7 protein-coding genes and 3 rRNA genes are annotated in these 12,539 nt (G+C 61.6%); 1 reads left to right on the top strand and 9 read right to left on the bottom strand.

Annotated elements, in window-relative coordinates:
• Window positions 1–60: 60 nt before the first annotated feature.
• The 4 genes from rrf to murA all read right to left on the bottom strand — a co-directional run bounded on the left by rrf (window position 61) and on the right by murA (window position 6,880).
• Window positions 61–173, bottom strand: a 5S ribosomal RNA gene (rrf, locus tag G6N13_RS14655).
• A gap of 147 nt (window positions 174–320) precedes the next feature.
• Window positions 321–3,439: ribosomal RNA gene (locus tag G6N13_RS14650) — 23S ribosomal RNA — on the bottom strand.
• A gap of 375 nt (window positions 3,440–3,814) precedes the next feature.
• A 16S ribosomal RNA gene (locus tag G6N13_RS14645) occupies window positions 3,815–5,333 on the bottom strand.
• The 16S, 23S and 5S rRNA genes sit together here, the layout of an rRNA operon.
• A gap of 296 nt (window positions 5,334–5,629) precedes the next feature.
• Window positions 5,630–6,880 carry a UDP-N-acetylglucosamine 1-carboxyvinyltransferase gene (gene murA / locus G6N13_RS14640; protein WP_163698093.1) on the bottom strand — a complete coding sequence of 417 codons (1,251 nt, stop codon included), beginning with the start codon at window positions 6,878–6,880 and terminating at the stop codon, window positions 5,630–5,632.
• A 61-nt stretch (window positions 6,881–6,941) separates the two neighbouring features.
• Between murA and G6N13_RS14635 the strand changes: the two genes are divergently transcribed.
• Window positions 6,942–7,535: a cob(I)yrinic acid a,c-diamide adenosyltransferase gene (locus G6N13_RS14635; protein WP_163698092.1), complete on the top strand. Its 594-nt coding sequence runs from the start codon at window positions 6,942–6,944 to the stop codon at window positions 7,533–7,535.
• 1 nt (window position 7,536) lies between these two features.
• Here the strand turns inward: G6N13_RS14635 and G6N13_RS14630 are convergent, their stop codons facing one another.
• The 5 genes from G6N13_RS14630 to atpA all read right to left on the bottom strand — a co-directional run bounded on the left by G6N13_RS14630 (window position 7,537) and on the right by atpA (window position 12,488).
• Complete coding sequence (locus G6N13_RS14630; RefSeq protein WP_163698090.1) at window positions 7,537–7,977, bottom strand: DUF2550 domain-containing protein; 441 nt, start codon at window positions 7,975–7,977, stop codon at window positions 7,537–7,539.
• Between the two features lie 17 nt (window positions 7,978–7,994).
• Window positions 7,995–8,360 (bottom strand): F0F1 ATP synthase subunit epsilon, encoded by a 366-nt coding sequence (locus tag G6N13_RS14625; RefSeq protein WP_163698088.1) that lies wholly within the window; start codon window positions 8,358–8,360, stop codon window positions 7,995–7,997.
• 63 nt (window positions 8,361–8,423) lie between these two features.
• Window positions 8,424–9,851 (bottom strand): F0F1 ATP synthase subunit beta, encoded by a 1,428-nt coding sequence (atpD, locus tag G6N13_RS14620; RefSeq protein WP_094484294.1) that lies wholly within the window; start codon window positions 9,849–9,851, stop codon window positions 8,424–8,426.
• A 45-nt stretch (window positions 9,852–9,896) separates the two neighbouring features.
• Window positions 9,897–10,820: a F0F1 ATP synthase subunit gamma gene (locus G6N13_RS14615; protein ID WP_163698086.1), complete on the bottom strand. Its 924-nt coding sequence runs from the start codon at window positions 10,818–10,820 to the stop codon at window positions 9,897–9,899.
• Between the two features lie 18 nt (window positions 10,821–10,838).
• The gene (atpA, locus tag G6N13_RS14610) at window positions 10,839–12,488 is read right to left on the bottom strand and encodes a F0F1 ATP synthase subunit alpha (protein WP_163698084.1); all 1,650 of its coding nucleotides are present in this window, start codon (window positions 12,486–12,488) and stop codon (window positions 10,839–10,841) included.
• Between the last annotated feature and the right edge of the window lie 51 nt (window positions 12,489–12,539).

The following is a 12,539-nucleotide window of genomic DNA, read 5'->3' as shown; positions in this document are numbered from 1 at the left end:
CCACATACACAAATGCCTGTGCCCCCCAATCGAAATTGGGGGGCACAGGACTTAAATTGTGTTCGGCGGTGTCCTACTTTTCCACCCTGTTGGGTAGTATCATCGGCGCTGGTAGGCTTAGCTTCCGGGTTCGGGATGGGTCCGGGCGTTTCCCTGCCGCTATGGCCGCCGTAACTTTATTCACTCGTTTTTGAGTGGTCCCTTGTGGGGGAGTTCTGTGTTTTGGTGGTGGGGTGTGGTGTTGTGTGTATGTGGTGTGGTTGCGGGCGTCGTTGTGTGTGTTTTTACAGTGTCCGAATCAACTGGTTTGTTGTTTTGGTTGTTGTAAGTTTTCGGCCGGTTAGTGCCAGTCCCCTGAACACCTTGCGGTGCGTGCAGGTCTGGTCTATCGATCCCGTGGTCTGCGGGGGGCCTTATCCCTCTAAAAGGGTGAGAAACCTGGTCTTGGAGAAGGTTTCCCGCTTAGATGCTTTCAGCGGTTATCCTGTCCGAACGTGGCTATCCAGCGGTGCCCCTGGTGGGACAACTGGTGGACCAGAGGTTCGTCCGTCCCGGTCCTCTCGTACTAGGGACAGGTTTCCTCAAGTTTCTGACGCGCGCGGCGGATAGAGACCGAACTGTCTCACGACGTTCTAAACCCAGCTCGCGTGCCGCTTTAATGGGCGAACAGCCCAACCCTTGGGACCTGCTCCAGCCCCAGGATGCGACGAGCCGACATCGAGGTGCCAAACCATCCCGTCGATATGGACTCTTGGGGAAGATCAGCCTGTTATCCCCGGGGTACCTTTTATCCGTTGAGCGACACCCCTTCCACTCGGGGGTGCCGGATCACTAGTCCCGACTTTCGTCCCTGCTTGACATGTCCGTCTCGCAGTCAAGCTCCCTTGTGCACTTGCACTCAACACCTGATTGCCGTCCAGGTTGAGGGAACCTTTGAGCCTCCGTTACATTTTAGGAGGCAACCGCCCCAGTTAAACTACCCACCAGGCACTGTCCCTGGACCGGATATACGGTCCGAGGTTAGAAGTCCAATACGATCAGAGTGGTATTTCAACAATGACTCCACCCACACTGGCGTGTGAGTTTCACAGTCTCCCACCTATCCTACACAAACCGAACCGAACGCCAATACCAAGCTATAGTGAAGGTCCCGGGGTCTTTTCGTCCTGCCGCGCGTAACGAGCATCTTTACTCGTAGTGCAATTTCGCCGAGTCTATGGTTGAGACAGTTGAGAAGTCGTTACGCCATTCGTGCAGGTCGGAACTTACCCGACAAGGAATTTCGCTACCTTAGGATGGTTATAGTTACCACCGCCGTTTACTGGGGCTTAAATTCTCCGCTTCACCGGTAAGGGTTAACGGGTCCTCTTAACCTTCCAGCACCGGGCAGGCGTCAGTCCGTATACATCGTCTTGCGACTTCGCACGGACCTGTGTTTTTAGTAAACAGTCGCTTCTCACTGGTTTGTGCCACCCCCCACCGCTGCCGGCAGCACGTGCCATGACAGTAGGAGGTCCCCCTTCTCCCGAAGTTACGGGGGTATTTTGCCGAGTTCCTTAACCATAGTTCACTCGTACGCCTTGGTATTCTCTACCTGACCACCTGTGTTGGTTTGGGGTACGGGCCGTGTGTGTGCTCGCTAGAGGCTTTTCTTGGCAGCAAAGGATCACCGAATTCGCCTCACTCGGCTATGCATCACCTCTCAGGATATGTGCTGGACGGATTTACCTATCCAACTCCCTACGGGCTTGCCCCAGTATTACCACTGACTGGTACGGCTACCTACCTGCGTCACCCCATCGCTTGACTACTACCCACCCGGGTCCCGCGCAGCCAGTGATCCCCGCTCCCCGAAGGGATTGGTCGACCACCTTTTGGGCGGTTAGCAGAATGGATTCATCAGGGACGCTCATACACGGGTACGGGAATATCAACCCGTTGTCCATCGACTACGCCTGTCGGCCTCGCCTTAGGTCCCGACTCACCCTGGGCGGACTGGCCTGCCCCAGGAACCCTTGGTCTTTCGGCGGGCAAGGTTCTCACTTGCCTTATCGCTACTCATGCCTGCATTCTCACTCCCACACCCTCCACAGCTCCATTACCAGGCTGCTTCACCGGTGTGCAGGACGCTCCCCTACCCATCCAACTCACGTTGAATGCCGCGGCTTCGGCGGTGTGCTTGAGCCCGCTACATTATCGGCGCACAATCACTTGACCAGTGAGCTATTACGCACTCTTTCAAGGGTGGCTGCTTCTAAGCCAACCTCCTGGTTGTCTCTGCGACTGCACATCCTTTTCCACTTAGCACACGCTTAGGGGCCTTAGCCGGCGATCTGGGCTGTTTCCCTCTCGACGAACGGAGCTTATCCCCCGCCGTCTCACTGCTGCGCTCTCACTTACCGGCATTCGGAGTTTGGCTGACGTCAGTAACCCTGTGGGGCCCATCGGCCATCCAGTAGCTCTACCTCCGGCAAGAAACACGCAACGCTGCACCTAAATGCATTTCGGGGAGAACCAGCTATCACGGAGTTTGATTGGCCTTTCACCCCTACCCACAACTCATCCCCTCAGTCTTCAACCTAAGTGGGTTCGGGCCTCCACGCGGTCTTACCCGCGCTTCACCCTGGCCATGGGTAGATCACTCCGCTTCGGGTCCAGAACACACCACTACACCAACCCCTACGGATTGGATACGCCCTATTCAGACTCGCTTTCGCTACGGCTACCCCACACGGGTTAACCTCGCGACATGTCCCTGACTCGCAGGCTCATTCTTCAAAAGGCACGCCATCACCCCACCACGAAGGAGGGCTCTGACGGATTGTAAGCGCACGGTTTCAGGTACTATTTCACTCCCCTCCCGGGGTACTTTTCACCATTCCCTCACGGTACTCATCCGCTATCGGTCACTGGGAAGTATTCAGGCTTACCGGGTGGTCCCGGCAGATTCACAGCAAATTCCACGGGCTCGCTGCTACTCGGGTACCCATCACCACAGAGAACATGTTTTCACCTACGGGGCTCTCACCCACTACGGCAGACCATCCCAGGCCACTTCGATTAACACATTCTTTTCTCACTGCAGCCCAGACCGGCAGATCTGAGAAGACAGGCCCCACAACACCGCACACACAACCCCTGCCGGGTATCACATGCATACGGTTTAGCCATCCTCCGCTTTCGCTCGCCACTACTCACGGAATCACTTACTTGTTTTCTCTTCCTACGGGTACTGAGATGTTTCACTTCCCCGCGTTCCCCCCCACACCCTATGTATTCAGGTGTGGGTGACACGACATCACTCGTGCCGGGTTTCCCCATTCGGACATCCTCGGATCAATGCTCGGTTGACAGCTCCCCGAGGCATAACGCAGCCTCCCACGTCCTTCATCGGCTCCCAGTGCCAAGGCATCCACCATGCGCTCTTAAACACTTACAACACAAAAAACCAATTCGAAAAAAGAAATTGCACATCAACACACAAACCACGCCAACCCCCCCTACGGGAACCGACGCCAACATTTGCGTGCTAGATGCTCGCAACCACTATCCACAAATCAAACACCACACCCCACCACCAAAGTGGAGCAACAACACGCCTCCCACCCCGCAGAAGGGGCCAGGAAAAACGGGCCTGCTGTCTCAAAGCCCAATAGTGTGTCTCATGATTCCGCCGCCGGCATCCCCGCCGAACAGCCACGTTTGTTGTGCACCAGACCCCACCCACTACAGATGAAAGGCCATCCAACGAATCGCTCAAGTCACCGAACCCCCACACGATGTGGGCGGGCCTGAGTCTCGTGGTGCTCCTTAGAAAGGAGGTGATCCAGCCGCACCTTCCGGTACGGCTACCTTGTTACGACTTCGTCCCAATCGCCGATCCCACCTTCGACGGCTCCCTCCCACAAGGGGTTAGGCCACCGGCTTCGGGTGTTACCGACTTTCATGACGTGACGGGCGGTGTGTACAAGGCCCGGGAACGTATTCACCGCAGCGTTGCTGATCTGCGATTACTAGCGACTCCGACTTCACGGGGTCGAGTTGCAGACCCCGATCCGAACTGAGACCGGCTTTACAAGGATTCGCTCCACCTCACGGCATCGCAGCCCTTTGTACCGGCCATTGTAGCATGTGTGAAGCCCTGGACATAAGGGGCATGATGACTTGACGTCATCCCCACCTTCCTCCGAGTTGACCCCGGCAGTCTCTCACGAGTCCCCACCATTACGTGCTGGCAACATGAGACAAGGGTTGCGCTCGTTGCGGGACTTAACCCAACATCTCACGACACGAGCTGACGACAGCCATGCACCACCTGCACACAGGCCACAAGGGAATACCTATCTCTAGGCACGTCCTGTGCATGTCAAACCCAGGTAAGGTTCTTCGCGTTGCATCGAATTAATCCACATGCTCCGCCGCTTGTGCGGGCCCCCGTCAATTTCTTTGAGTTTTAGCCTTGCGGCCGTACTCCCCAGGCGGGGTACTTAATGCGTTAGCTACGGCACGGATCCCAAGGAAGAAACCCACACCTAGTACCCACCGTTTACGGCGTGGACTACCAGGGTATCTAATCCTGTTCGCTCCCCACGCTTTCGCTCCTCAGCGTCAGTTACTGCCCAGAGACCCGCCTTCGCCACCGGTGTTCCTCCTGATATCTGCGCATTCCACCGCTACACCAGGAATTCCAGTCTCCCCTGCAGTACTCAAGTCTGCCCGTATCGCCCGCACGCCCACAGTTAAGCTGTGAGTTTTCACGAACAACGCGACAAACCACCTACGAGCTCTTTACGCCCAGTAATTCCGGACAACGCTCGGACCCTACGTATTACCGCGGCTGCTGGCACGTAGTTGGCCGGTCCTTCTTCTCCCACTACCGTCACTTGCGCTTCGTCGTAGGTGAAAGAGGTTTACAACCCGAAGGCCGTCATCCCTCACGCGGCGTCGCTGCATCAGGCTTGCGCCCATTGTGCAATATTCCCCACTGCTGCCTCCCGTAGGAGTCTGGGCCGTATCTCAGTCCCAGTGTGGCCGGACACCCTCTCAGGCCGGCTACCCGTCGTCGCCTTGGTAGGCCATTACCCCACCAACAAGCTGATAGGCCGCGGGCCCATCCCACACCGCAAAAGCTTTCCACCACCGACCATGAAGCCGATGATCATATTCGGTATTAGACCCAGTTTCCCAGGCTTATCCCAAAGTGCAGGGCAGATCACCCACGTGTTACTCACCCGTTCGCCACTCGAGTACCCCGAAGGGCCTTTCCGTTCGACTTGCATGTGTTAAGCACGCCGCCAGCGTTCGTCCTGAGCCAGAATCAAACTCTCCAAACAAAAACCCCTCACCCAAAGGCAAGGCAGAATTCAATCAGAACAAGCCTGAAACCAAACAACAGACACCACACAAACTGGCATCAAAAAAGCCACACCCCAACACGGGGGTACCAGGATGCAGCAAAAAACAACAACAAACTAAAAAAACCACCAAACACACTATTGAGTTCTCAAACAACACACCCGGCTGACACCCGCCAGCAGGCAACCCTGCCAGCTTACTTGATTTTCTTGTCGGCGTCAACTACCGCTGCCTTCCCGTCTCCGGGTCCGGCGCGGCTGGCCGGCCACCCACACTACACGCGTTCTATCTCAGCTCCAAGTCGGACCATATTCTCGACGAACAGCGGGTAACCGCGGTCGATGTGAAACACGTCGTGAACTTCAGTTTCTCCGTCTGCGACCAGCCCGGCAAGCACCAGCCCGGCGCCGGCCCGGATGTCCGAACACCACACCGGGGCACTGGACAGCTGCGGGATCCCCCGCACCACCGCGTGGTGCCCGTCGGTCCTGGCGTCGGCACCCAGTCGGATCATCTCCTCGACAAACCGGAACCTCGCCTCGAACACGTTCTCGGTAATCATCGCCGTCCCGTCGGCAATGGAGGCTAGGGCGATCGCCATCGGCTGAAGGTCGGTCGGAAAGCCCGGGAACGGCAGCGTCGCCACATTTCCGGCCTTCGGGCGCTCGTACTGCACCACCCGGAACCCGTTGTCGTGCTGCGTGACGGTGGCGCCGGCGTCGTGCAGCTTGTGCAACACCAGCTGCAGATGAGCCGGATCGACACCGGTGACCGAGATATCACCGCGGGTCATCGCCGCGGCAATCCCCCACGTCGCCGCGACAATCCGGTCACCGATCACCCGGTGCTCGGCCGGATACAACCGTGGGACGCCGGTAATCGTCAGCGTCGGCGTTCCAGCACCCGAGATCTGGGCGCCCATCTGGTTGAGCATCTCGCACAGGTCGACGACATCGGGCTCGCGCGCCGCATTGTGGATCGTGGTGACACCCTCGGCGAGCACGGCCGCCATCAGGATGTTTTCCGTCGCCCCGACCGACGGGAATTCGAGCTGGATCTCCGCGCCGTGCAGCTTCTCGGCCGTGGCCACGACGCAGCCGTGCTCGATATTGCAGTCCGCGCCGAGCTGTCGCAGGCCGGCCTGATGCATGTCGAGGGGCCGCGAACCGATCGCGTCACCGCCGGGAAGCGCGACACGCGCCCGCTTGCACCGGCCCACCAGCGGACCCAGGACACACACCGACGCGCGGAACTGGCGCACCGCGGCGAAGTCAGCTTCGTACTTGGGTTCCTCGGGCGATGTGATCCGCACTGTCGGGCCGTCGAGCTCGACGTTCGCGCCGAGGCCACGCAGGACTTCGGCCATCAGCGGCACGTCGAGAATGTCTGGGCAGTTGGTGATGGTCGTGGTGCCTTCGGCCAGCAGACTTGCGGCCATCAGCTTGAGCACACTGTTCTTTGCGCCCCCGACAGCCACTTCGCCTGACAACCGGTTGCCGCCGGTCACCACGAAACGCTCTCCCACGGTCGTTAGTTTAGTGGAGTGGGGCCCTACATCGGCGCACTCGGCCGGTACCGTCTCCCCCATGGCAGTGCACTTGACCCGCATATATACCCGTACCGGCGACGACGGCACGTCGGGGCTGAGTGATTTCTCACGGGTCGAGAAGAACGATCCCCGCCTGACCGCCTATGCCGACTGCGATGAGGCCAATGCCGCCATCGGCGTGGCCGTCGCTCTGGGCGGGCCCGACGACGACCTGCGCACGGTGCTGCTGCAGGTCCAGAACGACCTGTTCGACGCGGGTGCGGACCTGTCCACCCCGGTCGCCGAGAACCCCGAGTACCCTCCGCTGCGGATCACCCCGCCGTATGTCGAGCGGCTCGAGGGGTGGTGCGATCACTACAACGAGGCGCTGCCGGCGCTGAACTCGTTCATCCTGCCCGGCGGTACCGCACTGTCGGCTCTTCTGCATGTCGCGCGGACCGTGACCCGGCGTGCGGAGCGCTCGGCGTGGGTCGCGGTCAAGGCTTACCCCGACACCGTCAGCGCGCTCCCCGCGCGCTACCTCAACCGGCTCTCGGACCTGTTGTTCATCCTGTCGCGGGTGGCCAACCCCGACGGCGATGTGCTCTGGCAGCCCGGCGGCGCGAAGGCCGACGGACCCAAGAAGACCTAGCTCACGCCGTGCGGCGCGCCCGCGGCGACGGGCTGGATTCGACCCAGGACAGGAACGCCGTGAGCGCACCGCGGTCCAGCGCTATCTCGTATCCGCGCCAGCGGTCGATCGTGGTGTCGTGCAGTTCGAGCACAACGATCTCGTCACTCATGATGTCGAACTCGTCCCCGCGGGGAGTCCGCCGCGAGATCACCTCGAGTCCGCGCCGGCTCAGCCGGCGATCCGGCCACCACCGCAGGCTCGAGAGCCGGTAATACCTGGCCTCGTCACCGCGGTAACGGATGACACCGTGCCGCCAACCATGCCCGCCGACCGCGGGGATATCGCGCAGAATCGCGGCAGTGCCACCCTGGCGCAGCTTCCACAACCGGTAACTAAGTGCGGCAACCGCCAACAACAGCACACCGATGAGCGCGGCCATGAAGAACATCGGCGCGCTCATCGGTCGCTGGCTCGCGTCTAGTCGAGCTGGCCCAGGGCGCGCAGGCGCGCCCTACCGCGGGCGGCGGTCTGCGGATCGTCGGAGGCCGCGTCGGATTTGGCCGCCTCGGCATCGATCTCGGACTCGAACTCGGCGGACTCCGCCAGGATCGTCACGCTTTCCTCGGTCACCGATAGGTAGCCGCCGTCGACCGCGACGCGCAGATCGTCCTCACCCTCCCGCTCGACGCGCACCATCGCGTCGTCCACAAGCTGTGCGACGAGCGGGATGTGGCGAGGCAGGATGCCGATCTCGCCCGACGTGGTGCGGGTGAAGACGAACGTCGCCTTACCCGACCAGATCTTGCGCTCGACGGCGACGATATCGACGTCCAATTCGGCCATCTCACACCACCTTTCGAATAGCGCTCACGAACTCAAGCCCTTGGTTCTTCGCGCAAGCGCTCATCACAGCTTGGCGCCGAGGCTTTCGGCCTTCTTCGCCAGGTCGTCCAGGCCACCGATCAGGAAGAACGCCTGCTCGGGCAGGTGGTCGAACTCGCCCTTGGCCAGCTTGTCGAAGGCCTCGACGGTCTCCTTGAGCGGCACGGTCGAACCGGGCTGACCGGTGAACTGCTCGGCAGCCATCATGTTCTGGCTCAGGAAGCGCTCGATCTTACGAGCCCGGTACACCAGGACCTTGTCCTCTTCGGAGAGCTCGTCGATACCGAGGATGGCGATGATGTCCTGAAGGTCCTTGTAGCGCTGCAGAATCCGGATGACTTCCTGCGCAACGCGGTAGTGCTCGTCGCCGACCACGCTGGGGTGCAGGATCGTCGAGGACGACGCCAGCGGATCCACCGCGGGGAAGATGCCCTTGGAGAACACCGCCCGCGAAAGCTCGGTGGTGGCGTCCAAGTGCGCGAACGTGGTGGCCGGTGCCGGGTCGGTGTAGTCGTCGGCGGGCACGTACACGGCCTGCATCGAGGTGATGGAGCGACCACGGGTCGAGGTGATGCGCTCCTGGAGCTCACCCATCTCGTCAGCCAGGGTGGGCTGGTAACCCACCGCGGACGGCATCCGGCCGAGCAGCGTGGAAACCTCGGAACCGGCCTGGGTGAACCGGAAGATGTTGTCGATGAACAGCAGCACGTCCTGGCCCTGCTCATCGCGGAAGAACTCCGCCATCGTCAGCGCGGACAGCGCGACGCGCATACGTGTGCCCGGCGGCTCATCCATCTGGCCGAACACCAGCGCGGTGTCCTTGAGCACATTGGCGTCGGCGAGCTCGACCCAGAGGTCGTTGCCCTCACGGGTGCGCTCCCCCACGCCGGCGAACACGGAGGTACCGCCGAAGTTACGGGCGATGCGGTTGATCATCTCCTGAATAAGCACCGTCTTGCCCACGCCGGCACCACCGAACAGGGCGATCTTGCCGCCGCGCACGTACGGGGTCAGCAGGTCGACGACCTTCAGACCGGTCTCGAGCATTTCCGTACGCGGCTCGAGGTCGGCGAAGGCCGGCGGCTTGCGGTGGATCGACCAGTGCTCGAAGTCCTTGCCATAGCCCGGCTCGTCGAGGCAGTCACCAAGGGCATTGAAGACGTGGCCCTTCACGCCGTCGCCGACCGGTACCGAGATCGAGGCGCCGGTGTCGCTGACCTCGACACCGCGGACCAGGCCGTCGGTGGGCTGCATGGAGATGCAGCGGACCAGGCTGTCACCCAGGTGCTGGGCAACCTCCAGGGTCAGGGTCTTGGCAAGCGGGCCGTAGGCGATATCGGCGTGCAGCGCGTTGAACAGTTCGGGGACCGAGCCACGCGGGAACTCGACGTCCACCACGGGTCCCGTGATGCGGACGACCCGGCCGGCGGTCTTCTCTGCGGTAGCAGTCATTTCCTCTTCGCTTTCGCTTGCTAGTGGCTTGTGTAGTTAATTGGGCTACCGTGCGTCGGCCAGCGCGTTGGCGCCACCGACGATTTCGCTGATTTCCTGGGTGATCTGCGCCTGACGTTCGCGGTTCGCCGCCAGCGTGAGCGCCTTGATCAGATCATCGGCGTTATCAGTCGCCGACTTCATCGCACGGCGGCGAGACGCCGACTCCGATGCCGCCGCTTCGAGCAGCGCCGCGTACACGCGAGTCGCGATGTAGCGCGGCAGCAGGGAGTCGAACAGTTCCTCGGCGTTGGGCTCGAACGAGAACAGGGTGTGCGGTCCGGATTCCGCCTCACCGACATACTCGACGACCATCGGCGCGATCCGCAGCGCCGCGGCCTGCTGCGACAGCATCGACTTGAACTCCGTCGACACGATGTGCAACTCGTCGACACCCAGAATGCCGTCGGCGCCGGCGTCGTCACCCTCGTCATCGACACCGGACATGAACGCGGTCACCAGGGTCTCGGCGATCTCCTTGGCGTTCTCGTACTCGGGCCGCTCGGAGAAGCCGGTCCACGACTCGACAACCTCACGCTGCCGGAAGCTGTAGTAGCCCAACGCTTTCCGCCCGACGACGTAGAGCACCGGCTGCTTGCCCTCATCCCGGAGCAAGGAGAACAGCTCCTCGGCGCGGCGCAGCACGTTGGCGTTGTAGCCGCCGCACAGACCACGGTCCGAGGACACCACCAGCACACCGGCCCGCTTGGGGTTCTCCCGCGCGACCAGCAGCGGGTGATCCAGCGCGCTGGCACCCGCGAGTTCGGTCAGCATATTGGTGATCTCGCTGGCGTAGGGCCGGGCCGCATTGACCCGGGCCTGCGCCTTGGCGATCCGCGACGTGGCGATCAGCTCCTGGGCCTTCGTGATCTTCTTGATCGACGCGGCGGATTTGATACGTCCGCGAAGCTCGCGAAGTGTGGCTGCCATTGTCCTGTAGCTCTTCTACTAGTTCTTTTTCGGCGCCGGCTTACGGACCTTGACGGATTCCTTCTCCAGGTCCTCGGGGTCCAAGGCCTCGGCCGCGTCATCGCCGCCGACCACCGAGCTGCCGTCGGTGGCGGCGAAGCCCTTCTTGAAGTCGTTGATGACCGAAACCAGCTTCTCTTCGAGTTCCTCGGAGAGCTTCTTGGACTCCTTGATGCCGCTGAGGAGATCCGCGTGGCTGGCCTTCACGTGCTCGAGGAACTCCGACTCGAAGCGCGAAACATCCTCGGCGGGAACCGAATCCAGGTGGCCCTGGGTGCCGAGGAAGATCGCGACGACCTGATCCTCGACCGCCATTGGGCTGTACTGGGCCTGCTTGAGGAGCTCGACCAGGCGCACACCGCGGTCCAGCTGAGCCTTCGAGGCAGCGTCCAGATCCGAGGCGAAGGCCGCGAAGGCCTCCAGCTCGCGGTACTGCGACAGATCCAGACGCAGCGAACCGGCAACCTCTTTCATGGCCTTAATCTGAGCGGCGCCACCGACGCGGGACACCGACACGCCGACATTCACGGCCGGGCGCACACCTTGGTTGAACAGGTCGGACTCCAGGAAGCACTGGCCATCGGTGATCGAGATGACGTTGGTCGGGATGAACGCCGAGATGTCGTTGGCCTTGGTCTCGATGATCGGCAGCCCCGTCATCGATCCACCGCCGAGCTCTTCGGACAGCTTGCCGCAGCGCTCCAGCAGGCGGGAGTGCAGGTAGAACACGTCGCCCGGGAAGGCTTCGCGGCCCGGCGGGCGGCGCAGCAGCAGCGAGATCGCGCGGTAGGCGTCGGCCTGCTTGGACAGATCGTCGAACACGATCAGGACGTGCTTGCCGTTGTACATCCAGTGCTGGCCGATGGCCGAACCGGTGTAGGGCGCAAGCCATTTGAAGCCGGCGGCGTCAGAAGCCGGGGCGGCGACGATGGTGGTGTACTCCATCGCGCCACCGTCTTCGAGTGCCCGCTTCACCGAGGCGATCGTGGTGCCCTTCTGGCCGATCGCGACGTACACGCAGCGCACCTGCTGGTTGGGATCGCCGGTCTCCCAGGCTTCGCGCTGGTTGAGGATCGTGTCGACGCAGACAGCGGTCTTACCCGTCTTGCGGTCGCCGATGATCAGCTGGCGCTGGCCGCGGCCGATCGGGGTCATCGCGTCGATGGCCTTGATACCGGTCTGCAGCGGCTCACTGACGCCCTGGCGCTGCACCACCGAAGGTGCCTGCAGCTCAAGGACGCGGCGCTCCTCGGCCTCGATGTCGCCCTGGCCGTCGATCGGCTGGCCAAGCGGGTTGATGACGCGGCCCAGGAAGGCGTCACCGACGGGTACCGAGAGCACCTCGTTGGTGCGCTTGACCTGCTGGCCCTCGGCGATCTTCTCGAACTCACCCAGGATGACCGCACCGACGCTGTGCTCGTCGAGGTTGAGCGCGACACCGAGCACGCCACCGGGGAACTCCAGCAGCTCCTGAGTCATCACCGAGGGCAGACCCTCGACGTGGGCGATGCCGTCGCCGGCGTCGATGACGGTGCCGATCTCCTCGCGCCCGGAATCCGCCTCGAAGCTCGAGACGTACTCCTGGACGGCGCCCTGGATGTCGTCAGCCGAGATTGTCAACTCTGCCATGGCTTTTCGTCTTCCTGCCTTTGTTTTGGGTCTTGGGGTTCGGGGGTGGCC

Origin of the sequence: Mycolicibacterium sarraceniae (assembly GCF_010731875.1) — a bacterium.
Lineage (GTDB): Bacteria > Actinomycetota > Actinomycetes > Mycobacteriales > Mycobacteriaceae > Mycobacterium > Mycobacterium sarraceniae.
The sequence above is the reverse complement of the archived record's forward strand: the minus strand, read 5'-3'. Positions and strand labels throughout refer to the sequence as shown.